Source organism: Flavimaricola marinus (assembly GCF_900184895.1).
In the GTDB taxonomy this organism is placed as follows: domain Bacteria; phylum Pseudomonadota; class Alphaproteobacteria; order Rhodobacterales; family Rhodobacteraceae; genus Flavimaricola; species Flavimaricola marinus.
Window position 1 is genome coordinate 64,897 of the sequence record NZ_FXZK01000011.1, and the last position, 24,702, is coordinate 89,598.

Genomic DNA, 24,702 nt, shown 5'->3' on the forward strand with positions numbered 1-24,702 from the left:
GAGCGGTAAATGTTATCTTTACACTCAATGCCTTGAGTTAAATTTTAGAAGTCTTTCGCTCTCTCTTCAGAAACGTGTGATCCGCCGGAGAATGCGAATGCCGAGCATCGCGCGTCGCCCGGCGGGACCACGCCCCAGAATGGAATAGACGACGACCGCGATCATCAGTCCCAGCAACCGGCGACAGAGCGCGATGGTGATCCAGACCAGAGCGCGCACCATTCTAGTCGTCCTCGAACAGGGGCGGCTGGCTATCGTCTTTCTCGTCGTCGCTGCTGGCCCCCGGTGGCGGCCGATTGTCTAGCAATCCGGCAGAGCGCAGTTCTTTGACACCGGGCAGATCCCGCGCCGATTCCAGCCCGAAGTGATCGAGGAAAGTCTCGGTCACCACAAAGGTCACCGGCCGGCCGGGCGTCATCCTGCGTCGACCGAGCCTGATCCACTCCATCTCGATCAGTTGATCGACGGTCCCGCGCGAGACGCTGACGCCCCGGATTTCCTCGATCTCGGCCCGGGTGACGGGCTGGTGATAGGCGACGATCGCAAGGGTTTCGATCGCGGCCCGCGACAGCTTGCGCGTCTCGATGGTTTCCTTTTGCATCAGGAAGCCGAGGTCGGGCGCGGTGCGGATGGCCCATGCGTCGCCCACACGGACGACCTGAACCCCCCGCCCCTCATAGCGTTTGCGAAGGTTGGTGAGGGCCTGCGCCGGTTCGCAGCCATGCGGCATCCGCCCCATCATCTCTGAGATGCTGACCGGCCCGGCGGTGGCAAAGAGGATCGCCTCGACCATCCGTTCCTGCTCGGCCATGGGCGGCGCCTCGAAGAGGCTGGCCTCTTGCTGTTCGGGCGGATCGGTCTTGTGATCGTCAGACATCGCGTGTCCTCTTGCGGATCTGGATCGGAGCGAAGGTGTCCCCCTGCCGGATTTCGATCCGACCCTCCTTGGCCAATTCCAGCGAGGCCGCGAAATTGGCCGCGGTGGCAGAGCGCCGCTTGGCCGGGTCGACCTGCCACTCTTCGGGGAGATAGGAGGAAATGTCGGTCCAGTCGCCGGCAAAGCCGATGAGGTGCCGCATCCGCTCCAGCGCCTGTTCGAGCGTCATCACGGCGACCCTGTCCATCACGAAGGGCCGGAATTCGTCCTTTGTCCGGATCCGGGCATAGGCCTGCATCAGATCGAGCAATGAGGCGGTGTATTTCACCTGCCGGACGCGGGCGACGTCCTCGGTAATCCCGCGGGCAAAGAAATCCCGCCCCTTCTGATCCCGCGCCATCAGCTTGGCTGCGGCCTCCCGCATTGCGGCCAGCCGTTCGAGCTGAAAGGCCAGGTGCGCGGCCAGTTCTTCGCCGGACGGCCCCTCGGCTTCGGGATCGGGCGGCAGCAGGAGCCGCGATTTCAGGAAGGCCAGCCAAGCCGCCATGACCAGATAATCGGCGGCGAGTTCGATCCGAAGCTCGCGGGCCTGGGCGATAAAGGCAAGGTATTGCCGGGCGAGCGACAGGATCGAGATTTGCCGCAGATCCACCTTTTGCGTCCGGCTCATCGTCAGCAGCAGATCAAGCGGGCCCTCATAGCCGTCGACATCGACGATCAGCGCCTCGGCGGCCATCCGTTCGGCGACGCTGATCGGTCCTTCGTCAAAGTCGCCTGTTTCGGTCATGCTCACTCCGCCGCCAGCAGCGTCTCAAGTTCGGCCTCAAGGGCTGCAATGTCAACGGGCACGGGCGTTTGCCGCTCTGCCAATGCGATTTCGCCGCGTGCGACGGCGGCTGGGGTCATGCTGCCCGACGCTTCGACCACCGCCTCCATTTCCGCCAGCTTGCCGTTGGAATGCAGCACCAGATCGCAGCCGGCCGCGATCGAGGCGGCGCACCGTTCGGCGACGCTGCCCGACAGCGCCTCCATCGAGATGTCGTCGGTCATCATCAGACCGTCAAAGCCGATCTGATCGCGGATCACCTGCATCACCTTGGGCGAGACGGTCGCGGGCAGGTCCGGGTCTATGGCCTCCATCACGATATGGGCCGTCATCCCCATCTTGATGTGGCGCAGCGCGTGGAACGGGGCGAAATCGCGGGCTGCGAGCGCCTCGGCGCTGGCAGATACGCGCGGCAAAGCCAGATGCCCGTCGACCTGCGCCCGACCGTAACCCGGAATGTGCTTGAGCACGGGCAGAACGCCGCCTTCGAGAAACGCCTCGGCGCAGGCCTTGGCGGCCGCGACGACGCTTTCGATGTCGCTGCCATAGAGCCGGTTGCGCAGGACCGGGTGGCTCTGGTCCTCGACCAGATCGGCCAGTGGCGCGCAGTTGACGTCGATCCCGGCATCGAAAAGCTCTTGCGCGATCAAACGGTTGCGCACCCATTGTGCGCGGATCGGCTTGCGCGCCCGCGCCATCTGATCGAGGGCGGGCAGGTATTCGCGCCACAAGGGGCTGCGCAGACGCTGCACCCGACCGCCCTCCTGGTCGATCAGGATCGGCGCATTCCGCCCCACCGTCGCCCGCAGATCGGCGGTCAGCACCCGCAACTGGCCCGGGCTGTGTACGTTGCGTGCAAAGAGGATGAACCCCCAAGGGTTCGCGTCGCTCAGAAAGGCCCGCTCGTCCGGTGTCAGCACGGTGCCGGAGACACCCAAAATGGCGGCGGAGGGCACGTTCATTACTGGATCACCACGGGGATACAGGCCGCCCCTTCGGAGACGAGCGCCGAGCAGAACCGCCGGGCGTCCGCGATATCGACGAAGCCGGTGGCTCGCAGCCGGAAGAACGCCCGCCCGCCGCTTGTCGCCTCTTGGATCAGGTTCTCCTTGCCCGTCATGAACGCCTCGAACCGGGCGCTCAGCCGTTGCCATTCGGCCCCGGCCAGTTCGGGGCTGTCGAACGCCCCAAGCTGCACCAGCGTCGTGCCAAGCGGCACCTCGGCGGTGCTGACCGCAAAGCCCTGCACCGCGGCTGGCTCTGCCTCGGCGGGCGCCTCTGCTGCGGCGGCGGTCAGGCCCTCTGGCCGGTTGGACGGCCGGAGCGAGCGCAAGAGCCGCCCGTCGCCGTCGACAGCGGCAAGCTCGACGGGACCGTCGGTTTCCAGTTCCGATGCGCCGGCGGCTTCGGCCACCGCTTGAGCGATGGCGAGGGCGGCCGCATCTTCGGACGGCGCATCGCCGTCGATGGCGTCGCTGGAGACCGCCATCTCGCTGGTCGTGTCGGGCACGACGACATCCGTGGAGTCGATCGGCGCGGCTTCGGCCAATTCTGCGTCCGGGCTGGTCGCCACGATCGGAGCCTCGGAGAGTTCCGAAAGCGGCGTGGCACCGGCAGAGATGGAATCGGCGAGCGCGAGGATGTCTTCGGCGCTCATCGGTTGATCCGACGGCGCCACGGACAGCGGCGCGGCCTCGGCGGTCTCGACCGGGCTGGCCGCAACGGGCACGGGTACTTCGGGGTGGAATTCGTCGGCTTCGGCCGTGGGCATGACCATCAGGTCTTCGTCCGTCAGATCCGGTGTCGGAGGGGCCAGCACGAGAACGTCTTCGGGTGGGGCGGCCTCGCCCTCTGCGGCGACGGTGTTGACCGAAAGCCCGGTGTGCAGGGCCACGACCCCGCCGGGATCGCTTGGCGCCTCGCGCATCGGGCCGGACATGGCGCGGACGACAGGCACGCCCGTCGCATCCCGCACGATCAGTTTATAGCCCCATATGCCACCGCCCGCCAAAAGCGCCAGCGACATCGCCGCGCCCATCAGCTGAACTGCCAAACTTGCTTTTGCACCAACGCCGGATGCGCCGCGCGGGTCGGCTGCGTCCGGTGCGAAACCGTTCGTCGCTTCTGCCATTTTGCCTCACTGCCCGGTTGGCCCTTAGCGGGCGCCGGTTCTATTGCCTAGCCTCATGTCCGGCAGCGTGGCGTGCGCTTCAGCGCATCTCGTCTGCCGGGGTCACGCCAAGGATACCCAAACCGTGCGAAATAACAATCGCAGCGGCCCGGATAAGCGCGATTTTCGCCTGTGTGGCAGCCGTGTCACCCTCTTGCAGGAAGCGCAGACTGACATCGTCGTTGCCCCGATTCCACAAGCTGTGCAAATCCGACGCCAAATCATAGAGATAGAAAGCGATCCTATGTGGCTCGTTGGTCCGGGCGGCGATTTCCACCAGCCGTGGCCATTCGGCGATGGACTTGGCGAGTTTCAGCTCGGCCTCGTGGGTCAGCCCGGACAGGTCGGCCCCGGCAAGCGTCGCGTCGGCCACGTCGACGCCGGCTTCGGTGGCCTTGCGCAGTACAGAATTCACCCGCGCATGAGCGTATTGCACATAGAAAACCGGGTTGTCCTTGGACTGTTCAGTCACCTTGTCGAAATCGAAATCGAGCGGGGCGTCGTTCTTGCGGGTCAGCATGTGGAACCGGGTCACGTCTGGGCCGACCTGCTCGACCACGTCGCGCAGGGTGACAAAGGTGCCCGCCCGTTTGCTCATCTTGAACGGCTCGCCGTTCTTGTAGAGTTTGACCAGCTGCGTCAGCTTGATATCGAGCGGCACCTTTTCGTCGGAGAGCGCCGAAACCGCCGCTTTCATCCGTTTGACATAACCGCCGTGATCGGCGCCGAACACATCAATAAGGGCGTCGAAGCCTCTGGTAACCTTGTCATAATGGTAGGCGATGTCCGGAGCGAAGTAGGTCCAGCTGCCGTCGGATTTGGCGACGGGCCGGTCGACATCGTCGCCGTATTCGGTGGACTTGAAGAGCACCTGCTCGCGCGGTTCCCAATCCTCGGGCAGCTTGCCCTTCGGCGGCTCCAGCGTGCCACGGTAGATCAGCCCCTTCTGCTTGAGCGTCTCGATCGCGCCTTCGATCCGGCCGGTGCCGTAGAGCGCCTTTTCCGAGGAGAACACGTCCATTTCGACGCCGAGCAGTTTCAAGTCGGCCCGGATCATGTCCATCATCGCCTCGGTGGCGAACTCGCGGATCTCGGCAAGCCAGAACTGCTCGCCCTTGTCGAGCAGGCTGTCGCCATACTTTTCCTTGAGCGCCTCGCCCACCTCGATCAGGTAGTCGCCGGGATAGGTGCCGTCTGGCCAGTCGACGCTCAGATCGTGCGCTTCTTGATACCGCAAATAGGCAGACCGGGCGAGCACGTCGACCTGTGCACCGCCGTCGTTGATGTAGTATTCCCGCGTCACGTCCCATCCGGCATAGGCCAAGAGGCTCGCCAGAGCGTCGCCGAAGACTGCCCCGCGCGTATGCCCCACATGCAGCGGGCCCGTCGGGTTGGCCGAGACATACTCGACATTGACCTTGCGCCCCTGTCCGAGGCTCGATTGCCCAAAGCGCTCATCGGACAAGGCCGTCTTGACGACGCCCTGCCACTGGCCCGCATCCAGCCGCATGTTCAGGAAACCGGGGCCGGCCACGGTGGCTTCGCTGATCCGGGGATCGTCGGCCAGGAGCCCGGCCAGCCCGTCTGCGATGTCGCGCGGCTTGAGCCCGGCAGGCTTGGCCAGCACCATCGCCGCGTTCGTGGCCATATCCCCATGCCCCGCGTCACGCGGCGGCTCCACGGACACGTTGCTGGTATCGAGACCTTCGGGCAGGCGCCCGTCGGCGACCATCGTATCGAGACAGGACAAGACAAGCGTGCGGATATCAGTGAACAGGTTCACGGGGTTCTTCCTCTTAGGTTTGTCTTGCCCTACCATTTTGGCAACCAAGGTCAATGCACGAGGGGCAGGAATGGCAATGACAGACGACGGCGCGCCACACCGGCGCGACCTGAATTGGGCTGTGGAGACGGCGCGGATCGCCATTGTCATAGCGATTTTTGGCCAATTGGTCATCTCGTCCCTGCCCGCTCGGGCCATTTATCCAACTGCCGAGACCGGCGCATTCGACAGTTGGGGCTACGTGGCGGTCGGCATCCTGTCGGCCATCTCGTCCGTGGCGCACGCGTTGGCGCTGCTCGCGTTGCCAGTGGTGGGCCTCTGGGCGATCGGGGCCGTGCCGCGGTGGCTGCACTGGCTGGCTGTCGCGGCGAGTGTGCTGATCGCGCTCAGTATTCTGCTGAGCCTGATCTTTGCCATGCCACTCCTCGCGGATATCGCAGGCGACATCTGGTATTCCGTGGCGACCCGCAACGACTGGGCCAGCGTTTTGCTATCCCTTCCGTACATCCTGTCGGTCTGGATTGCGGTTCTGACCCTGATCGCGGTGCTGGCGGCGCGGGCGGAAAGTCAATTAGCGGCCGTTTTGGCCGGGATCGCCTGCCTGATCGTGATGGCGATGACCTTGGCCAACGCGACCCAGCTCAACCCGCCCGAAGGCAAGGCCCTTGTCGTCGTCTATGCCGTCCTGTGGCTCTGGGTGCGCTTTGCCCGCCCCGGCCATTTGGCAAAGGGCGCGCAGCCCTGGCTCGTCGCCCTGATCGCGGTGTGGCTCTTGCCGGACGTCCTCTCGCTATTGCCTCGATTGGCTGAGGCCATGCAGGTGATCAGCCCGTCGGCCCGATGGGGCATGGTGGCGCAGATCTTTGCCTCGATCGAGGTCGGGGTCGGCCTCGACTCGGCCCCGCTGGCCCTGATGATCATCATCGCGATCGTCCACATGGCATTGGAGACACCGCGGGCTTCGGCCGTCACGATCACCTGTGCTGCGCTGATCGCCCTTGGCATGATCCTGCCCGAAATCGCATGGCAGCGCGGACTCTCGGGCGGCTTCTCGCAGATGCTCGGCATGGTCAGAAGCGGGGCAATGGCTCCCGGGCCTGCCCTTTTCGGGGCGCTCGCCGCGCTCTCGTGGCCGGTTGCCCAAGTCGCACTCTTCGTCGCATCGGTTCATTTGATCCGCTTGCCGGCAACGAGGCCCGCACGGCCATGAGGGCGCTCAGCTTTGGCATGATGATCGCCTTTGGCCTCGGCTGGCTGGCGACGGTGGCCGCAGAGGCGGCGCTGCCGATCCTCTTGGCCGAGATGCCCGGCGTGGCGGGGCCCGCGGCGAGCACGGTTCTGGACTGGGCAGGCACCCAGACACTCAGCGCAATGGCGCTCAGTGCCGCCGCCTATCTGTGCTATGCCGGGCCGGGCGGCCGGGGATGGGGCGCGCTGGCGCTGCTGGCCATCCTGCCTCTGCTGGCGCTGGCAGTGGTGCAATTCGACCCGCGCATCGTCGTCCGGTTGCAAAGCGCCATCGGCCCGCTGTTCGATGCCGTCAGGGCGGTGCAGCCCAACTTGCGTTTGGGTCTTTTCGCGGGCGTGTCCATGGTCGGCGCGTCGCATCTGATCGCAGGCGGGGTATGGGGGCCGCGGGCCGTGGCTTTGGCCGTGCTGGCGAGCCTTGTCCTGCTGGTGATCGGACCCGGCACCAATGGCGCGGTGGTCCTTGCCCTGCCTGCGCTGGTGTTGCTCGCGCAAGCCGCGATGCGGATGGCCGAGCATGACCACCCGGCGGCCCCCTATATCCTGACGGGGGCGGCCTGCGTGATCACCGGTGTCGGCCTTGTCATCGCGGGCGACAGTCCGCGCCAAGACATCCGAGCGGGGTTTGTCCTGCTGCCGCTCTTTGCCGCCCTCGCCCACCGGATGCGACCCCGCCTGCCTGCCGCCGTGCTGTGGCTGCATGCGTTGCTGATCGCGGCGGGGTTGGCCTATCTGGCCCCCGGCCTGGCGCAATTCGGCGACGTGCGGCCCGCCACCAGCTTTGCCGAGATCGCGGCCGTGGTGCGCCGGGCCGAAGCCCTGCGCACCGGCGTGGGGCTTATGCTGGCTTTTCTGGCGCTACTGGGTCTTGTGGCATTTCGGCTGCGTCGGGACCGCTCGGCTCCCCCTCTTCCGGAGGCACGAGACTGATCAGTCGGGCATCCGGCGCGGTCTTGATCTCTTCGTCCGGGGCGAGCAGGCGCAGCGTGCCGCGCGGACCCACCTGGCCCAAGAGGTATGCGTCGGGCCATTTCGCCATCCAGTCCTCGAGCGTGAATTCGGCCGTCAGGCGCGTCACCCGAAAACGCCATCCCTCGTTCAGCTTCTGCTCCCACCCGTCATGGGTGAGACCGTTGCCGAATTTCCGCCCTCCGAGAGTGGCAGGCAGGCTGTGCCGGGCATTGTCGCTCTTTTCGCGGGTAACCTGATAGACATGGTCGCGCCCGAATTCCGGGGCCAGATCGGTGGCGACGAGCGTATTGTAGGCGTCGTTGTCCGTCGCGGCGATCACGCTTTCAAAGCTGACCAGCTCGACCCGGTTCTCCGCCGCCTCGGAGAGAATGTCGCCTGAGAACGTCTTGATCCCCGCCGAGCGGGCCGGAACGAGGTGGAAATAGTTCGGGTCCGACATCAGCACCGGAACCTCCGCCTTTTCCAACGCCTGCGCCAGCGCGATCGTCCAGTTCGAGCCGCCAAGGATCAGCACGCCGGGCCTGTCGCCGCCCGTCAGACCAAGCGCCTTGGCCATCGGCGCCAGTGTAAAGCCGTGCAGGACGACCGTCACCGCGACGAGCGCGAAGGCCAGCGGCCCGATCCGCGTCGCGTCCTCTACCCCAAGGGCCACAAGCCGTTCGCCAAAGAGCCCGGCCACGGCCACCAGCACCACGCCGCGTGGGCCTGTGAGCGCCACCAAGGCCCGTTCGCGCCACGACAAGCCGCTCGCGATGAGCGAGATCAGCACCGTCACAGGCCGCGCCACCAGAATGACCGCCGCGACGAAGATCACGGCATTCCAGCCCAGCGAGGTGATCGTCGACGGATCCAGCCCGGCGGCAAGAAGGATGAATACCCCGGACACCAGAAGAACCGTGGCCTGTTCCTTGAACCGGCGCAGTTCTTCGTAGGAGGGCAGATCGGAGTTCGCGATGCCGATGCCCATGATGGTCACGGCCAAGAGCCCGCTTTCGTGCAGCATTGTGTCGGACAGGGCAAATACGACGAGGACCGAAACGAACAGGAGCGGCACTTTCATGTATTCGGGCACAACGCCGCGCCGGAAGGCCTGCACCAGACCGTAGGCCCCCGCCGCCCCAAGCGCTACGGCGACCGCGATCCCGACAGCCAGATCAACCGCCGCCGAGCCTACGGAGGTGGCCGTGCGCAGGACCAGCACGACCTCGAAGGCCAGCACAGCGGCCAAGGCCCCTATCGGATCGTTGATGATCGCTTCCCACTGTAGAAGGGCGGCGGGCCGTCGTGACAACCGGGCGCTGCGCAGCAAAGGTGCTATGACGGTCGGCCCGGTGACGATCATGATGCCGCCAAACACGGCCGAGCTTTCCCAGCTCAACCCCGCCACATAGTGCAGCACCAGCGTCGAGGTGAGCCATCCCAAGGGCGCTCCGATGAAGACCAGCCGCCGGACGCCGGTGGCGGCATCACGCAATTGATGCAGGTTGAGCGTCAGACCACCCTCGAACAGGATGATCGCAACCGCAATCGAAATCATCGGCCCCATCAGCGGACCGATATCGCGCGCCGGGTCGAGCAGGCCGAACACCGGCCCGGCCAGCAACCCGGCCACCAGCATCAGGACGATGGCGGGCATGCGCAGCCGCCACGCCAACAACTGGGATCCGACCCCCAGCGCCCCGATCACCCCGAACGCCATCAGCGGGCCGAGGCCCTCGGTCGCTGTCTCAACTGCCAAAGCCGACACCCCTTGCAGTAATCTGTCCGCCGCACAGACGGGCATGTTCCTGAATGGCGAAGCGATCCGTCATCCCGGCGATATAATCGGCGACAATCCGTGCCAAAGCGGTCTCTCCTTGCGCATCGCCCACATCCTTGCGCCATTGCTTGGGCAGTTCGGCGGGCTGGGCCATGAACAGAGGAAATAGATCGTGGATCACCTCTGTCACCTGCTCGCGCATCTCGACGACGACGGGGGCGCGATACATGCGGTGAAACAGGAAGGACCGGATCTGCTTGAGATCGCTCCACAGCGACGGCGTGAACTGGATCACCATGCGGCCGGCGTGCCGGATGTCGACGACGCTCTGCGGATCGAGATCGGCGAGGGTGCGCCGTGCCAGTACGATCACATCCTCGACGAGCACACCAAAGAACCGCCGGAGGGCCTCGTGCCGGCGTCGATAGTAGTTCAGGTCGGGATAGCGGGCGTCAACCTCGGCAAAGCACTCCTTGAGCACCGGTAGCTCGGCCAGCTCGTCCGTTGAAAACAGCTCGGCCCTCAGACCGTCGTGCAGATCGTGGTGATTATAGGCGATGTCATCGGCTAGAGCCGCGACCTGCGCCTCGGCGCTGGCGTGGGTGTGCAATTCCAGATCGTGGCGTGTGTTATATTCGGCCAAGGCATAGGGAATGTCGCCGACGACCGGGCCATTGTGCTTGGCGATGCCTTCGAGCGTCTCCCAGGTCAGGTTGAGCCCGTCGAATTCGGCATAGTGCCGCTCTAGTGCCGTGACGATGCGGATGGCCTGGGCGTTGTGATCAAAGCCGCCGTAGGGGACCATCAGCGCATTCAGCGCATCCTCTCCGGTATGGCCAAAGGGCGGATGGCCCAGATCATGGGCCAGCGCCACGGCTTCGGTCAGCTCGACGTTCAGGCCGAGGGCGGCGGCGACGGTGCGGGCCACCTGCGCGACCTCGATCGAATGAGTCAGGCGCGTGCGAAAGTAATCGCCCTCGTGTTCGATGAAGACCTGCGTCTTGTGCTTCAGCCGGCGGAATGCGCTGGCGTGAATTATCCTGTCACGGTCGCGTTGAAACGGCGACCGGAATACGCTCTCCTCTTCCGGATAGAGCCGCCCGCGGGCGCTCACCGGATTTGAGGCATAGGGGGCTGTCATGGCGGTGCCTCGCCTTCTTGTTGCCAGCTTGTCGTTCTTGCCTGTCCTTCCTATATGTCAGAGGTGAGTCAACCGATAGGCCCCATTATGCTGACCCTTCCCCCAAAAGTGACAGATCGCGCGTTTGACCGGCTTGCCGAGATCGGTGCCGCCGCCGAAGGCAAGGCGCTGCGGGTCGCGGTCGAGGGCGGAGGCTGCTCCGGCTTTCAATACGAGATCGCGCTCGACGAGGTGAAGGACGACGATCTGGTGCTGGAAGGCGCCGGGCAACGGGTCGTGATCGATTCCGTTTCGCTGCCGTTCCTCGCCTCTGCGACCATCGATTTCGCAGACGAATTGATCGGGGCGCGCTTTGTCATCGAGAACCCGAATGCCACGTCGTCCTGCGGCTGCGGCACATCGTTTTCGATGTAATCCGCGCCTCGCATCCAAGCCATCCTGCGGGGCCGTGCAATGCGCGGCCCTTTTTGTTTGCGCAGACCTCCTAAATGGCGGGGCGCTCACGCAGCCCTCACAGCCGTGTGATGATAACATATGATTTTTTCAGCATTTTATCGGAACGAATGCCCGGGGCGGGTGTTGTGTCTGCATGAAGACGATAACAGAAAGGAACTACACGATGACCTTTACAAAAGCACTTATTCCCGCCGCCCTCGCAGCAACTGTTGGCACTGCCGCTCTGGCCGAAAACAGCTTTCTCTATCAGGAAGCAGATCAGATGCTGCCCGCCTCGACCATCATGATCAACGGCGTGACCGCCGAAGCTGACGGCGTGGTCGCCATCTACGATTATTCCACCGGTGAATACGGTGATCTGCTCGGCATGGAAGCCGTCTTTGCAGGCGCCAACTCCGACGTGAACGTCGAACTGCAGGTTCCTGCGGTGTCCGACGTGGTCGCTGTCCTCTATGAAGGCGGCGTGAAGGCCCCGGCAATGGGCGTCGCGATGCTGGAGATCGAACTGGAGTCGTAAGACCCGCGTGATTTCGCATCCCAAGATTAGGGGGGTAGCTTCGGCTGCCCCCTTTTTCGTGCAAAAACGCTCTGGCCCTTGGGCCGCGAACCGCCGATGATGGGCCGACCCCCATCAAGAGGCCCGGATATGAAAATCGCCACATTCAACATCAACGGCGTGAAGGCCCGGATCGAGGCCCTGACCACTTGGCTGGACGAGGCCAACCCGGACGTCGCGTTGCTGCAAGAGATCAAGTCGATCGACGAGAACTTCCCTCGCGAACCCTTCGAGGACCGGGGCTACAACCTCGAGACGCATGGCCAGAAGGGCTTCAACGGGGTCGCGATCCTGTCGAAATTCCCCTTGGAGGACGTGAGCCGCGGTTTGCCCGGCGACGACAGCGACGAACAGGCCCGCTGGATCGAGGCCACGGTCGTCGGGGATGAGAAGGCGATCCGCCTGTGTTGCCTGTATTTGCCGAACGGCAACCCGGCGCCGGGTCCGAAGTATGACTACAAGCTCGACTGGATGAAGCGTTTGCAGACGCGCGCCGAAGCGCTTCTGGCCGCCGAAGAGCCCGCGATCATGGCTGGCGACTACAATGTCATCCCACAGGCCGAAGACGCCAAACGCCCCGAAGCCTGGACCGAAGACGCCTTGTATCGCCCGGAAACCCGGGCGGCTTTCCGGCGTATCCTGAACCTGGGCTTCACCGAAGCCTTTCGTGCCCGCACCCAAGGCCTCGGCCATTACAGCTTTTGGGATTATCAGGCCGGTGCTTGGGACCGAAACGATGGCATCCGGATCGACCACCTTCTGCTGACGCCGCAGGCCGCCGATCTGATGCAGGATTGCTGGATCGAGAGCGCTGTTCGGGGCGGCACGAAACCGTCGGACCACGTGCCGGTCTGGATCGACATCGCGGCATGAGGCTAGGGTTTCCCCTCCTTCTCGGCCTTCTGGCCGCGCCGCCGCTGGCCGCCGAGGGCTGCCGCATCCAGACCGCTGGATCCTCCTGTGTCGTGGTGCCGCAATCGCAGCGATATGTCTCGCCCTATCAGGTGGGCGACACCCTGCCCCGCGGCACTTTTCAGATGCTCTTCAATGCCACCTATTGCGGCCTGCCCGCTGCCGAAGATGGCTGGAGCTACATGAAGGTGGAGCGCGACGTCTTGCGGGTCGACATGTCCACGATGACCGTGCTCGGGATCGTCACCGACGATCTGGCGCGCACCTGCCGCTAATCGGCGGTCACATCGTGCCGGTAAATCCAATTCAGCCGAGATTGCAGCAGGCTCGGCGCGACCTTGCCGACGATGCGCAGGACGGTATGTGCGGCGACGCGCGACGCACCGCTCAGATGAAAATTCGCCCCGTTTCCATTGGCGGCCTTGATCGCGCGGCTGACGCGCGGGCGGCGGCTGTCCTGATAGCGCGTCAAGGCACCGTCCAGATCGCTGGATTGCGAGCAGTTTGCCGCCAGAACCCAGCCGTCCTCGATCGCCAGATTGGCCCCCTGCGCCAGAAACGGCAGAGTCGGGTGAGCCGCGTCGCCCAGAATCGCGATGGTCTGGCCCGTTCCGGCCCGCCCGTGCCAATGCTCTGCGACCGGGTGGCGAAACAGGCCCCAAAGCCGGGTTTCCGACACGTCGGCCAATATCCCGCGCAGCTCGTCACCACACATCGAGAAGGCGGCCTGCATCGCCTCGGGTGCGTCAGGCATGTGCCAGCCGTCAGGTGTCCAACTGGCCTGTTCACGCACCGCAATGATGTTGAGCCTGTCGCCGCGTAGCGGATAGGTCACCACATGGCGGCCGGGCGCCATCCAGACGCGGGCGATAGCCGGCGCATCGGGTTTGTGGATCGTCGCGCGCCACGCCACCTGCCCGGTAAAGAACGGCGCGTCGGAGCCATTGAGCAAAGGCCGGAAATTCGAATGCAGGCCATCGGCGCCGACGATCAGATCGGGTGCGTCGTCGTCCGACCCGAGGTCGATCCCGTCCTCGCCTGTCGTGACCCGAAACCCGGTGCGGATGCGGACCCCGGCATCGGCACATCCCTGTGCCAAGAGATCAATGAGATCAGGGCGGTAAAAGAAGTGGTAGTCGTCGGTGGAGACGTCCAGATAGGCAAGCGTGCGACCGGTCAGGGCATCGGTCGGGGCCAGCTTCTGGGCCTGAATGGATGTCGCCTCCGCCTTTGGGCCGAGGCCCAATCCGCGCAGAACCGCCATCCCGTTCGGGCTGATCTGCACGCCCGCGCCGACCTCGGTAAGCGCAGGGGCTTGTTCCAGAACGGTGACCTCCGCGCCGCTTTGCGCAAAGGTCAATGCTGTCGTCAGGCCACCAATGCCGGCGCCCACCACCGTGACACGGCGGCCGGTGTTGGCTTGCCCCAAGCGCATTCAGTCGTCGCGGTGGACTTTTTCGCGGCGCTCGTGACGTTCCTGAGCTTCGAGGCTCATGGTTGCAATCGGACGGGCATCGAGACGCTTGAGCGAAATCGGCTCGCCGGTGATCTCGCAATAGCCGTATTCGCCCTCGTCGATGCGGCGCAACGCGGCGTCGATCTTGGACACCAGCTTGCGCTGACGGTCGCGGGTGCGCAGTTCGAGCGCCCGGTCGGTCTCTTCGCTGGCGCGGTCTGCAATATCGGGGATATTGCGCGTCTGATCCTTCATCCCTGCAACGGTGTCGCGGCTGTCTGACAGCAGCTCCTGCTTCCATGTGAGCAGTTTGCGACGGAAATACTCCGTCTGCCGCTCATTCATAAATGGCTCACTTTCGGCCGGACGATAATCGTCTGGCAGGAAAGACTCGGCTTTCATCTCCGCTCCTTTTGCATTGTCGAAAGCTGGCTCTTTTAGGTTACCAGTCATCCGGCACACCCCTCTTTGGCTGGGCCTCCAATACTCCGGTCCGTCCGCGGTGTCACCCCCCATTTATGGGTGATTTATCAATCGTGAAGCGACATTGTCGGCGCAGGCTGCGCGGCGTATTGTATTGGGAAACAACCCTTAGATGAGTGAGCGCAAACATGCACTTTGACGGAACCGACAGCTACGTGGCGACCGCAGACCTGACCGTGGCCGTAAATGCCGCCGTGACGTTGGAGCGTCCGTTGCTGGTCAAGGGTGAGCCGGGCACCGGCAAGACCGAGCTGGCCCGACAGGTGGCGCAGTCGCTGGGTCTGCCGATCATCGAATGGCATGTGAAATCGACCACCCGTGCGCAGCAGGGTCTCTATGAATACGACGCCGTCAGCCGGTTGCGTGACAGCCAGCTCGGCGACGAGCGCGTCAACGACGTGGCCAACTACATCCGCAAGGGCAAACTCTGGGAGGCCTTCAGCGCCAAGCAGAAGGTGGTTTTGCTGATCGACGAGATCGACAAGGCCGATATCGAGTTTCCGAACGACCTCCTCCAGGAATTGGACCGGATGGAGTTCTTTGTCTACGAAACCGGCGAGACGGTGAAGGCCGACATTCGGCCCATCGTCATCATCACGTCGAACAATGAAAAGGAATTGCCCGACGCCTTCCTGCGCCGCTGCTTCTTTCACTATATCCGCTTTCCCGAGATCGAGGTGATGAAGCAGATCGTCGAAGTGCATCATCCGGGCATCAAGGACGCCCTTCTGACGACCGCGCTGACACAGTTCTACACGCTCCGCGAGACTCCGGGCCTCAAGAAGAAGCCGTCCACCTCCGAGGTGCTCGACTGGCTCAAGCTGCTTCTGGCCGAGGATTTGACCTCGGACGATCTCAAGGCCAGCGCCAAGGACGCGCTGCCGCGGTTGCACGGGGCGTTGCTCAAGAACGAACAGGATGTGCACCTGTTCGAACGGCTGGCGTTCATGGAGCGCTCCCGGCGCTGAGTCGCGCCCCCCGCCCAATGTCGCGGCGGTCTCGAAAGGGATCATTTCGGGCGAGCGGCCCCGAATATCAACATCTTGCGCTCCGTTCCTGATGCTCCACAAGGGGGCTGCGGCATCCCGGCCACGGTCGGGGGGCAAAGCCCCGCAACCCCGGAAATCCGCGTGATTTCCGCACGAACCGCATGGTTAATCGGCCCGTCTGGTGGGGGCACTTGACGCTGACGGCTGCCGAGGCGCGTTGATCGCGCCGTTGGTACGCGCTGGCGTGGACGATTGAGGAGTGCCATTTTGGCAAAGCCGAACGTGCAGGCGGTGATCCGTCCGCTACGCCCCGACGACGAGGCCGCATGGCGGCCCCTGTGGTCTGCGTATCTGGAGTTCTACAACTCTGGGGTCACTGACGCGGTCTACCGCAGCAGCTTTGACAGGATGACGGATCCGAGCGTCACCGACTACAACGGCCTGGTGGCCGAGGTCGATGGCGAGATCGTCGGGATCACCCATTACATCTATCACCTCCATGGCTGGCGGGTGGAAAAGGTCTGCTATCTGCAAGACCTGTTCGTGGCGCCGCAAGCGCGCGGCATGGGTGTGGCCCAATCCCTGATCGAAGCGGTCTATGCCGCCGCCGATGCCGCCGGTTGCCCGTCGGTCTACTGGATGACCCAAGAGGACAACGCCACCGCCCGGCGTCTCTATGACCGGATCGCCACCCTGACCCCGTTCATCAAGTATCAGCGGCGCAGCGCATGAGAGCACTGTCTGTCATCGCTCTCGCCACCCTGGCGGCCTGTGCCCCTGCCCCGACGGTCGAACCGCCGCCGAGCCGCGCCTTGGTGATCTCGGAAAGCCTGCCGCCGATGCGCAGCTTCACCGTGGCACCTGCGCCGCCGCCGACCCGGTCCAATTCCGATATGGCGAGCGATTTCCTCGATCTGGCCTTTCGAATGGAAAGCGGGCGGGCGGTGCCGGTGATGACCCGTTTCGAGGAACCGATCTCGGTGCGGGTGACAGGAAACGCGCCGCCGAGCCTGACGCCCGATCTGCGCGACCTGTTGTCGCGGATGCGCAACGAGGCCGGGATCGACATCTTCGTCACCGGCGCCCCGCAGGCGAGCATCACGATCGAGGCCGTCCCCCGCGAGGCGCTGCAACGGGCCGTGCCGCGGGCCGCCTGCTTCGTCGTGCCAAGGGTGTCGAGCTGGGGTGAATTCCTCGCCGCCCGGCGTAGCCCGCAAGTCGACTGGACGACGCTCACCCGGCGCGACCGGGCCGCGATCTTCGTGCCCGCCGATGTCAGCCCGCAAGAGGTGCGCGACTGCTTGCACGAGGAACTCGCGCAGGCCATCGGGCCGCTGAACGATCTCTACCGGCTGCCGGATTCGGTCTTCAACGACGACAACATCCACGCGGTGCTGACCGGCTTCGACATGCTGATGCTCAAGGTCTACTACTCGCCGCAACTGCGCAACGGGATGAGCCGGGGCGAGGTCGCCGCCCGGCTTCCCGGCATTCTGGCGGGGTTGAACCCGACCGGGCAGCGGGCGCCGGACCGACAGATCAACGACACCTCGCGCGACTGGATCGAAGCGATGGAGACCGCGCTCTCCCCCGGCGGCTCCGGCCTGCGGCGCAGACAGGCGGCGGAACGGGCGATCAACCTCGCCCGCGCCTTTGGCTGGACAGGTGCACGGCCCGGCTTTGCCTTCTATGCCTACGGGCGGCTGCAACTGGGCAACGATGCGGACATCGCGCTGCAATCCTTCCGCGAAGCCTCGCGCGCCTTCCGCGCCTCGCCCGAGACCCGGCTGCACGAGGCGCATGTCTCGGTGCAACTGGCGGCTTTCGCGCTGGCGGCGGGCGATGCGGAACGGACGCTGGAGTTGACGGATTGGGCCATCCCGGTCGCGATGCAGTATCAGAACGCATCGCTTCTTGCGACGCTGATGATGTTCAAGGCCGAAGCGCTCGAACTAAGCGGCCGTGGCGGCGAGGCAGAGGCGCTTCGGCTGGACAGTCTGGGCTGGGCGCGATACGGATTTGGCTCTGATCGCAACGTCCGTGCGCGGGCCGACGAGATCGCGGCCTTGAATCCACGGGCACCTAGCTAGGGGGCACTCCTATGATCTTTCCGCTGACCGGACTGCTCCTCGGGGCAATTCTGGGCGTGCTGCGCGCCCGCAAGCGCGGCGGAACCACGGCGGACATTCTGCAGTGGGCGGTCGTGCATGCCTTGGTGCTGGGCCTGCTCGGGTTGTTCGTGCTGGTCATCATCGAACGCAACCTCGTCTGAGGGCGGGGCGGTGTTCCTGCCCTTCCTGTCCTACTTGCGCGATGGCGGCGTGCCGGTCAGCCTGCGCGAATATCTGACGTTTCTCGAGGCGATGAAGGCCGGTCTCGTCACCTATGACGCGGACGGGTTCTACTATCTCGCGCGCAGCGCGATGGTCAAAGACGAGCGGCACATCGACCGTTTCGACCAGGCCTTCGCCCGCGCCTTTGCCGGGTTGGAGGCGCTGTCGGCAGATCAGGTGATCGAGGCACTCGATCTGCCCGAGGACTGGCTGCGCAAGATGGCCGAAAAGACGCTCTCCCCCGAAGAGCAGGCCGAGATCGAGGCACTCGGCGGCTTTGAGAAACTGATGGAGACGCTGCGCGAGCGGCTGGCTGAACAAGAAGGCCGGCATCAGGGCGGCTCCAAATGGGTGGGCACGGCGGGCACCTCGCCGTTCGGAGCCTATGGCTACAATCCCGAAGGGGTGCGGATCGGGCAGGACAAGAGCCGGCACCAGCGGGCGGTCAAGGTCTGGGACAAGCGCGAGTTCCGCAACCTCGACGACACCGTCGAGCTCGGCACGCGCAACATCAAGGTGGCGCTGAAACGGCTGCGCAAATGGGCGCGCGACGGAGCGCAGGAAGAGCTGGACCTCGACGGCACCATCCGGGCCACGGCCGAGCATGGCTACCTGGACGTAAAGACCCAGCCAGAGCGGCGCAACGCGGTGAAGGTGTTGCTCTTCCTCGACGTCGGCGGTTCGATGGACCCGCACGTCAAGGTCGTCGAAGAGCTGTTTTCAGCCGCCCGCAGCGAATTCAAGACGCTCGAGCATTTCTACTTTCACAACTGCCTATACGAAGGGGTCTGGCGGGACAACGCCCGGCGGTGGAACGCGCAAGTCCCCACGTGGGAGGTGCTGCGGACCTATGGGTCGGATTACAAATGCATTTTCGTGGGCGATGCGAGCATGTCCCCCTACGAGATCGCGATTCCGGGCGGGGCGAACGAGCACTGGAACAAGGAGGCGGGCGAGGTCTGGCTCAAGCGGGCATTCGCGCAATGGCCTGGCCATGTATGGATCAATCCCGTTCCGCAAGAGCAGTGGCGCTACACCCAGTCGATCGACATGATCCGCCAGACCATAGGACCGGACCAAATGGTGCCGATGACGCTCGCCGGGCTCACCGCCGGGATGCAGGCGCTGGGGCGCTAGTCCTCGCCGCGCTTGTTCAGCACACGGCGCTTTTCGGCGGCCTGCGAGAGCTTGTCCAAAAGCTCGTCGAAGGCTTCCGGAAGCGGGCGGGCCTCGCGCGCGGGAAGTTCAGCATTTTGCTGAGGGTTTTTCTGCTCGTACATCTCAAACTGGCCCTCTTGATTGGGGAGTTTCCAAAAGATACGTCAATTGTGGCGTCAATAAGAAATATTAGGTCGGATCGGCCGGCTTCCAAGGTCATATGTTGCGCATGGGCATCTTTGATATTCAGGCGACCGGCCTTTGAACCTGACGGGAAGAAGACCATATATGTCCTATGATAAAGTTTACACCGATCCTGCTGGCACTTCTCTATGGGCTGTTGATGTACCGTTTCTCCGCATGGCGGACGGGCAAGGAGCTTGACGCCAAATCGACCGAGCTGGCGGATCCGCGGCTGCGCAGCCTGATGGATCGCATGGCCGCAGCTCTGGACCTGAAGAGGATCAAGGTTCACATCTATGAAATCGAGCCGGTCAACGGGCTCGCGGCGCCGGACGGGCGGATTTTCATCACGCGCGGGTTCTACAACAGGTATCGGCAGGGCGAGGTGACCGCCGAAGAGATGGCCACGGTGATCGCCCATGAACTGGGGCATGTCGCCCTGGGCCATTCGCGGCGGCGGATGATCGATTTTACCGGGCAAAACGCGTTGCGCACGGCGCTGGCCATGATGCTGAACCGATTTGTGCCGGGGGTCGGCGTCTGGATCGCAAACGGACTGATTTCGCTGATCGCCGCCCGGCTGTCGCGCAACGACGAATACGAAGCCGACGCCTACGCTTCTGCCTTGCTGGTCAAGGCAGGCATCGGCACAGAGCCGCAGAAATCCCTCTTCAAGAAGCTCGAGACGCTCACCGGGGCGAACGGCGCGGCCATGCCGGCCTGGCTTCTGAGCCACCCGAAGACGGCTGAACGGATCGCCGCCATCGAGTCCAATGAGGCAAAGTGGCACCCGGTCAAATAGGTCTCGGCGTCTGGATGGGACAGGAGCCTCCGGCGGGAGTTTATTTACCAAGATGAAATAGAGGCGCTCAGCCCACCTTCATCTTGGCCGGAAAACTCCCGCCGGAGGCTCCCTCACGATCCGAAGGCGCAGGCCTTGCCCAATCTCGGCAAACGGGCCTTCTTGAGCAGGGAGCGAGCGGTCCAATCCTCGCCGGACAGCCTGCTGGCTTCGCCCACCACGCGTTCGACCACCGGCCGCACCAGTTCGGGAGAGGCTTCGAAAAGCCCGAGGAGAAACGCGTCCGGATCGGCTCTGCTCAGCCCTTCTTCGGCGAGTAGTCCGCGCGGGAAATCCTTGGCGTTGACGGTGACGATTAGATCGCAAGACCCGGCCACGGCTGCTGCAAGGACGTGGATGTCATTGGCGTCAGGCAACCATAGCCGCTGTTCCAATCCGGGGGCATAGCCAATCTCGGCGCGCGGCCAGGCTGCTTGGAGCGTTGCGATTTCGCCTCGGGCGAAGGCTTCCTCGGCCGGCCCGAGCTTCGTCGTGGCCCGCGCCCATTCCTCGAGAATACGTGCGGACCAGCGCGGCTCGTACAGTCCTACCTCAGCGCAACCAATGAGCACCTCCCGCATCACCGTCGGGTAGAGTACGCAGGCGTCGAGCAAGGCTCTCACAGTCGGAACGCCAGCGCCTTCAGGTAGCCGCTTTCCGCCAGTTGCGGCAGCATCGGATGATCCGGACCGGCAAACCCGGTGTAGATGATCTGACCGCTCCGCCCTGCCCGGCCGATCCCGCGGGTGCAGGCACTGCGGAACCGAGACAGGTCCGCCGCGTGTGAGCAGGAGCACAGCATCAGGTAGCCGCCGTCCTTGACCAACCCGGCCGCCAGTCGCGCGACCCTTTCATAGGCCCGAAGGCCGGGCTCGAGTGCCGTTTTCGACGGCGCGAATGCCGGTGGATCGCAGATCACCAGATCGAACCGCGCCCCCTCGCCCGCGAGCGCCTCCATCTGCGCGAAGGCATCGCCCTGCCGAGCCTGGAAATCGGCGCCGCGTCCCATGGCCTCGGCGCCTGCCTCGGCAAGTGCCAGCGCCGGCGCGGAGCCGTCGACGGCCAAGGCGCTGGTCGCGCCGCCTGCCAAAGCCGCGAGGCCAAATCCACCCACGTGGCTGAATACGTCCAGCACCGTGCCGCCTTTGCCCAGCCCCGCCGCGAAGGCGTGATTGGGACGCTGATCGAAGAACAACCCGGTCTTCTGCCCGCCCATCACATCGGCCATGTAGGTGGCGCCGTTCATGCGCACCGGCACGGGGGCCACGGGGGCCGTGCCATGCGCGACGACGAGCTCTTCTTCCAGACCTTCGAGTCTGCGCGCGCGGCCGGAGCCGTTCTTGATGACGCTGCCGACACCCGTCACCGCCACGAGCGCCGCAACGAGGCTGTCGATCATGGCTTCGGACCAGGCGGCGTTTGGCTGGACAACCGCCAGATCACCGAAGCGATCGATCACCACCCCGGGGAAGCCATCCGCTTCGGCATGGACCAGCCGGTAAAACGGGCTGTCGTAGAGCGCCTCGCGATGCGCCAGCGCCCGGCGCAGCCGCGCCTCGATCCACGCTCCGTCGATCACGGCGGAGGGATCGGCATCCATCATGCGCGCGATGATCTTGGAGTTGGGATTGACCGTCACCACGCCCATCGGACGGCGGTCCGGATCCTCGAGCACGGCAAAGCTGCCGGGCGTCAGCGCCTTTGTGCGCCGGTCGAGGACCAGTTCGTTGGCATAGACCCAAGGAAAGCCGTGGCGAATGGCCTGCGGCTTCGCCCGCGGCAAGAGGCGGACGGTCGGATAAGGCAGGGCAAGAATTGCAGAAGGCGGCACCATGGCCGCCCTCCTAACCGTTTATCGTGCGCTGTGTAAGGGGGATCAGACGCGCGGAGCGACAGCAAGCGCCGGGGACAACTCCCGCGTCAGCACAAAGGTGAGATAGTCGACGACGCGGACCTTCTCGGTCTGGCCGGATTGCTCCAGCTCCAACGCGGCCTGACCGCCGGGCGCAGGCAGATCGGCCTCGATCCGACGTGTCGGTTCGACGATGTTGCCGGCTCCGTCGACGATGGTCATGTCGAACACCATGTTATAGACGCCACCGACCGAATACCGGGTCCGCTCGGTCACGCCGTGAAAACGCGCCACGGTGATCTGAACGTAGACGTCCTGACTGCCGTTGAGATCACTGGCCACGTCTCTGGCGGCGGCCTTGAACAGGTCAGCCACCTGAGCATGACGATCCCCGATGGCATCGCCGCGCCAAACGATGTCGGCGACCGGGTAATAGGCATTGGATTCGCTGGCCCGGAGGCTTTCCGGGACGACGACGACGACATCCATCAGGTTATAGTCGCGCCGGATCTCGGTGCCGCTGTCGCTCGCTTGCAGGGTTGGCAATTCGAGCGGTGCGTTCCGGGTCGAGGTATCGACCGTTGCGCAGGCCGACAGTCCGACAGCAAGGGCAAGAGCTGTGATCAGTTTGAGGCTCATGGCGTTTCTCCAGCTTCCGTGGCGCCCTTCAGTGGTCCGGGATTGTTCGCGGAATGGGCTCAATTTTAGGTATCTGCGGCAAAAAAGGCAGAAATATGGAAACTGCGGTTCAAATTTTTGCTAAACTTGCGACAATAGCGCCAAGGCCACAGCCGAATGAGCCAGAAACCCCGGTTTGGGATGCTTCGCTGGATTGTTAGCGCTAACGCTTTGTGCTAGCGAAGACCAAACCCCATTCAGAGGATCCGATATGCCATTGCACCCCACTATTGCCGCTGTGACGGACCGTATTCGTGCTCGCAGCGAAGGCCCCCGCGCCGCCTATATGGAGACGATGAGCCGCGCCGCCGCCGAGGGGCCGCGCCGTTCGCACCTGACCTGTGGCAACCAGGCGCACGCCTATGCCGCGATGGGTCAGGACAAGGATGCACTGGTCGCGGAGCGCGCGCCCAATATCGGGATTATCACCGCTTACAACGACATGCTGTCGGCACATCAGCCGTTCGAACGGTTTCCCGATCTGATCCGCGAAGCCGCCCGCGCCGTCGGAGCCACCGCGCAGGTCGCCGGCGGCGTGCCGGCGATGTGTGACGGCGTCACGCAGGGTCAGACCGGAATGGAGTTGTCGCTGTTCTCGCGCGATGTGATCGCGCTCGCCGCCGCTGTGGGCCTGTCGCACAACACCTTTGATTCCGCGCTCTATCTGGGCGTCTGTGACAAAATCGTTCCGGGCCTCGTGATTGCGGCTGCGACCTTCGGCTATATCCCGTCCGTGTTCCTGCCCGCCGGTCCGATGACCTCGGGCCTGCCCAACGACGAAAAGGCCAAGGTGCGCCAGAAGTTCGCCACCGGCGAGGTCGGCCGCGAAGAGCTGATGAAATCCGAGATGGCCTCCTACCATGGCCCGGGCACCTGCACCTTCTACGGGACGGCGAACTCGAATCAGATGTTGATGGAGTTCATGGGCCTTCACCTGCCGGGCGCCTCCTTCATCAATCCGAACACCCCGATGCGCGATGCGCTGACGGTTGCCGGCACCGAGCGTGCGGCGGCGATCACCGCTTTGGGCAATGCCTTCACCCCGGTCAGCGACGTGCTCGACGAAAAGGCCTTCGTTAACGGGCTCGTCGGCCTGATGGCCACCGGTGGCTCGACCAACCTCGTGCTGCACCTGCCTGCGATGGCCAAGGCCGCCGGCATCATTCTGGATCTGGAGGATTTCTCGGATATCAGCGCGGTGACGCCGCTGATGGCGAAGGTCTATCCCAACGGGCTCGCGGATGTGAACCACTTCCACGCCGCCGGTGGCCTCGGCTACATGATCGGCGAACTTCTGGGCGTCGGTCTGCTGCATGACGACGTCAAGACCGTCGCCGGTGACGGGCTGTCGCTGTATACCCAAGAGCCGAAACTCACCGACGGGCGGGTGCATTACGTTCCCGGCGCGGGCAAATCGCAGAACGACAAGATCCTGCGCCCCGCATCCGATCCGTTCCAGCCGCAAGGTGGCTTGGTCCAGTTGAAGGGCAATCTTGGCCGGGCCGTGATCAAGGTCTCGGCCGTGGCACCGGAGCGTCATGTCATCGAGGCCCCGGTTCGCATCTTCCACGATCAGCTCTCAGTCAAGGCCGCGTTCCAGGCGGGAGAGTTCACCACCGACACGATCGTCGTGGTGCGCTTTCAGGGGCCGCAGTCGAACGGGATGCCGGAACTGCACAACCTGACCCCCACCCTCGCCGTTCTGCAGGATCGGGGCCTGAAAGTGGCGCTCGTCACCGATGGCCGGATGTCCGGTGCCTCGGGTAAGGTGCCTGCCGCGATACACGTCTGCCCCGAGGCGGCAGATGGCGGCCCGATCGGGCTGTTGCGGGACGGTGACGTCGTTCGGCTGGATGCCACGACCGGGGCGCTCGAATGCCTCACCGATCTGAGCGACCGGACACTGGCCGAAGCGGACCTGTCCGGCAATGGCAACGGTGTCGGCCGCGAGTTGTTCGAGGTCTTCCGCCGCAACGTCGGCGGAGCCGCAGAGGGCGCAGGCGTCGTCGTCTGACGCCCGCGCCGTTGC

At 64.4% G+C, this 24,702-nt stretch carries 27 protein-coding genes; 13 read left to right on the forward strand and 14 right to left on the reverse strand.

What is annotated here, in order from left to right; all coding sequences use genetic code 11:
* Window positions 1-66: 66 nt before the first annotated feature.
* The 6 genes from LOM8899_RS23485 to argS form a co-directional block, all read right to left on the reverse strand.
* The gene (locus tag LOM8899_RS23485; RefSeq protein WP_168770600.1) at window positions 67-222 is read right to left on the reverse strand and encodes a hypothetical protein; all 156 of its coding nucleotides are present in this window, start codon (window positions 220-222) and stop codon (window positions 67-69) included.
* A gap of 1 nt (window position 223) precedes the next feature.
* Window positions 224-877 (reverse strand): SMC-Scp complex subunit ScpB, encoded by a 654-nt coding sequence (gene scpB / locus LOM8899_RS18960; RefSeq protein WP_093993826.1) that lies wholly within the window; start codon window positions 875-877, stop codon window positions 224-226.
* Window positions 870-1,664 carry a segregation and condensation protein A gene (locus LOM8899_RS18965; RefSeq protein ID WP_093993827.1) on the reverse strand — a complete coding sequence of 265 codons (795 nt, stop codon included), beginning with the start codon at window positions 1,662-1,664 and terminating at the stop codon, window positions 870-872. The genes scpB and LOM8899_RS18965 overlap by 8 nt, the downstream gene beginning before the upstream one ends.
* A gap of 2 nt (window positions 1,665-1,666) precedes the next feature.
* Window positions 1,667-2,665 carry a glycoside hydrolase family 3 N-terminal domain-containing protein gene (locus LOM8899_RS18970; protein WP_093993828.1) on the reverse strand — a complete coding sequence of 333 codons (999 nt, stop codon included), beginning with the start codon at window positions 2,663-2,665 and terminating at the stop codon, window positions 1,667-1,669.
* Window positions 2,665-3,834 carry an SPOR domain-containing protein gene (locus tag LOM8899_RS18975; protein ID WP_093993829.1) on the reverse strand — a complete coding sequence of 390 codons (1,170 nt, stop codon included), beginning with the start codon at window positions 3,832-3,834 and terminating at the stop codon, window positions 2,665-2,667. Before LOM8899_RS18975 ends, LOM8899_RS18970 begins: the two co-directional genes overlap by 1 nt.
* Window positions 3,835-3,913: 79 nt before the next feature.
* Window positions 3,914-5,656: an arginine--tRNA ligase gene (gene argS, locus LOM8899_RS18980; RefSeq protein WP_093993830.1), complete on the reverse strand. Its 1,743-nt coding sequence runs from the start codon at window positions 5,654-5,656 to the stop codon at window positions 3,914-3,916.
* A gap of 76 nt (window positions 5,657-5,732) precedes the next feature.
* Here argS and LOM8899_RS18985 point away from each other — a divergent pair, with 76 nt between their 5' ends.
* The gene (locus LOM8899_RS18985; RefSeq protein ID WP_133065072.1) at window positions 5,733-6,866 is read left to right on the forward strand and encodes a hypothetical protein; all 1,134 of its coding nucleotides are present in this window, start codon (window positions 5,733-5,735) and stop codon (window positions 6,864-6,866) included.
* Window positions 6,863-7,834, forward strand: a complete 972-nt coding sequence (locus LOM8899_RS18990; RefSeq protein ID WP_093993832.1) for a hypothetical protein — start codon at window positions 6,863-6,865, stop codon at window positions 7,832-7,834. Before LOM8899_RS18985 ends, LOM8899_RS18990 begins: the two co-directional genes overlap by 4 nt.
* Here LOM8899_RS18990 and LOM8899_RS18995 read toward each other — a convergent pair.
* Together LOM8899_RS18995 and LOM8899_RS19000 are read right to left on the reverse strand one after the other, a co-directional pair.
* Entirely contained in the window at window positions 7,743-9,575 is a 1,833-nt protein-coding gene (locus LOM8899_RS18995) for a cation:proton antiporter (RefSeq protein WP_245820617.1), read from the reverse strand. The two genes, LOM8899_RS18990 and LOM8899_RS18995, sit on opposite strands and share 92 nt — an antisense overlap.
* Before the next feature lie 28 nt (window positions 9,576-9,603).
* Window positions 9,604-10,776, reverse strand: coding sequence for a deoxyguanosinetriphosphate triphosphohydrolase (locus LOM8899_RS19000; protein WP_093993834.1), 1,173 nt, complete (start codon window positions 10,774-10,776; stop codon window positions 9,604-9,606).
* Between the two features lie 90 nt (window positions 10,777-10,866).
* Here LOM8899_RS19000 and LOM8899_RS19005 point away from each other — a divergent pair, with 90 nt between their 5' ends.
* The 4 genes from LOM8899_RS19005 to LOM8899_RS19020 all read left to right on the forward strand — a co-directional run bounded on the left by LOM8899_RS19005 (window position 10,867) and on the right by LOM8899_RS19020 (window position 12,975).
* Complete coding sequence (locus tag LOM8899_RS19005) at window positions 10,867-11,190, forward strand: HesB/IscA family protein (protein WP_093993886.1); 324 nt, start codon at window positions 10,867-10,869, stop codon at window positions 11,188-11,190.
* Window positions 11,191-11,395: 205 nt separating this feature from the next.
* Entirely contained in the window at window positions 11,396-11,749 is a 354-nt protein-coding gene (locus tag LOM8899_RS19010; RefSeq protein WP_133065073.1) for a DUF7282 domain-containing protein, read from the forward strand.
* Window positions 11,750-11,878: 129 nt separating this feature from the next.
* Window positions 11,879-12,661: an exodeoxyribonuclease III gene (gene xth, locus LOM8899_RS19015; RefSeq protein WP_093993836.1), complete on the forward strand. Its 783-nt coding sequence runs from the start codon at window positions 11,879-11,881 to the stop codon at window positions 12,659-12,661.
* Window positions 12,658-12,975 (forward strand): hypothetical protein, encoded by a 318-nt coding sequence (locus LOM8899_RS19020; RefSeq protein ID WP_093993837.1) that lies wholly within the window; start codon window positions 12,658-12,660, stop codon window positions 12,973-12,975. Before xth ends, LOM8899_RS19020 begins: the two co-directional genes overlap by 4 nt.
* Here the strand turns inward: LOM8899_RS19020 and LOM8899_RS19025 are convergent.
* Window positions 12,972-14,135 (reverse strand): FAD-dependent monooxygenase, encoded by a 1,164-nt coding sequence (locus tag LOM8899_RS19025; RefSeq protein ID WP_093993838.1) that lies wholly within the window; start codon window positions 14,133-14,135, stop codon window positions 12,972-12,974. The two genes, LOM8899_RS19020 and LOM8899_RS19025, sit on opposite strands and share 4 nt — an antisense overlap.
* Window positions 14,136-14,558, reverse strand: coding sequence for an RNA polymerase-binding protein DksA (gene dksA / locus LOM8899_RS19030; RefSeq protein WP_093993839.1), 423 nt, complete (start codon window positions 14,556-14,558; stop codon window positions 14,136-14,138).
* A 209-nt stretch (window positions 14,559-14,767) separates the two neighbouring features.
* Between dksA and LOM8899_RS19035 the strand changes: the two genes are divergently transcribed.
* From LOM8899_RS19035 to LOM8899_RS19055, 5 genes are all read left to right on the forward strand, one after another.
* Window positions 14,768-15,607 (forward strand): AAA family ATPase, encoded by an 840-nt coding sequence (locus LOM8899_RS19035; protein WP_093993840.1) that lies wholly within the window; start codon window positions 14,768-14,770, stop codon window positions 15,605-15,607.
* A gap of 288 nt (window positions 15,608-15,895) precedes the next feature.
* Window positions 15,896-16,360, forward strand: coding sequence for a GNAT family N-acetyltransferase (locus tag LOM8899_RS19040; RefSeq protein ID WP_093993841.1), 465 nt, complete (start codon window positions 15,896-15,898; stop codon window positions 16,358-16,360).
* Complete coding sequence (locus tag LOM8899_RS19045; protein WP_093993842.1) at window positions 16,357-17,718, forward strand: DUF2927 domain-containing protein; 1,362 nt, start codon at window positions 16,357-16,359, stop codon at window positions 17,716-17,718. Before LOM8899_RS19040 ends, LOM8899_RS19045 begins: the two co-directional genes overlap by 4 nt.
* A gap of 11 nt (window positions 17,719-17,729) precedes the next feature.
* Window positions 17,730-17,900 carry a hypothetical protein gene (locus LOM8899_RS23490; RefSeq protein WP_168770597.1) on the forward strand — a complete coding sequence of 57 codons (171 nt, stop codon included), beginning with the start codon at window positions 17,730-17,732 and terminating at the stop codon, window positions 17,898-17,900.
* Between the two features lie 10 nt (window positions 17,901-17,910).
* Complete coding sequence (locus LOM8899_RS19055; protein WP_211096230.1) at window positions 17,911-19,098, forward strand: vWA domain-containing protein; 1,188 nt, start codon at window positions 17,911-17,913, stop codon at window positions 19,096-19,098.
* On the opposite strand, the gene LOM8899_RS23495 is transcribed toward LOM8899_RS19055, so the two are convergent.
* A complete protein-coding gene (locus tag LOM8899_RS23495) occupies window positions 19,095-19,241 on the reverse strand; it encodes a hypothetical protein (RefSeq protein ID WP_168770601.1) in 147 nt (48 codons plus the stop codon). The genes LOM8899_RS19055 and LOM8899_RS23495 overlap by 4 nt on opposite strands.
* A gap of 173 nt (window positions 19,242-19,414) precedes the next feature.
* On the opposite strand from LOM8899_RS23495, the gene LOM8899_RS19060 reads away from it, so the two are divergent.
* On the forward strand, window positions 19,415-20,104 hold the full coding sequence (locus LOM8899_RS19060) for a M48 family metallopeptidase (RefSeq protein ID WP_093993844.1): 690 nt from the start codon (window positions 19,415-19,417) through the stop codon (window positions 20,102-20,104).
* Window positions 20,105-20,217: 113 nt separating this feature from the next.
* On the opposite strand, the gene LOM8899_RS19065 is transcribed toward LOM8899_RS19060, so the two are convergent.
* The 3 genes from LOM8899_RS19065 to LOM8899_RS19075 are packed head-to-tail and all read right to left on the reverse strand — an operon-like array spanning window position 20,218 to window position 22,634.
* Entirely contained in the window at window positions 20,218-20,766 is a 549-nt protein-coding gene (locus tag LOM8899_RS19065; RefSeq protein ID WP_093993845.1) for an RSP_2648 family PIN domain-containing protein, read from the reverse strand.
* Complete coding sequence (locus LOM8899_RS19070; protein ID WP_093993846.1) at window positions 20,763-21,977, reverse strand: RSP_2647 family RNA methyltransferase; 1,215 nt, start codon at window positions 21,975-21,977, stop codon at window positions 20,763-20,765. The genes LOM8899_RS19065 and LOM8899_RS19070 overlap by 4 nt, the downstream gene beginning before the upstream one ends.
* Window positions 21,978-22,019: 42 nt before the next feature.
* Window positions 22,020-22,634, reverse strand: coding sequence for a DUF6778 family protein (locus LOM8899_RS19075; protein ID WP_093993847.1), 615 nt, complete (start codon window positions 22,632-22,634; stop codon window positions 22,020-22,022).
* A gap of 250 nt (window positions 22,635-22,884) precedes the next feature.
* Here LOM8899_RS19075 and edd point away from each other — a divergent pair, with 250 nt between their 5' ends.
* Entirely contained in the window at window positions 22,885-24,687 is a 1,803-nt protein-coding gene (gene edd, locus LOM8899_RS19080; protein WP_093993848.1) for a phosphogluconate dehydratase, read from the forward strand.
* Window positions 24,688-24,702 lie beyond the last annotated feature (15 nt).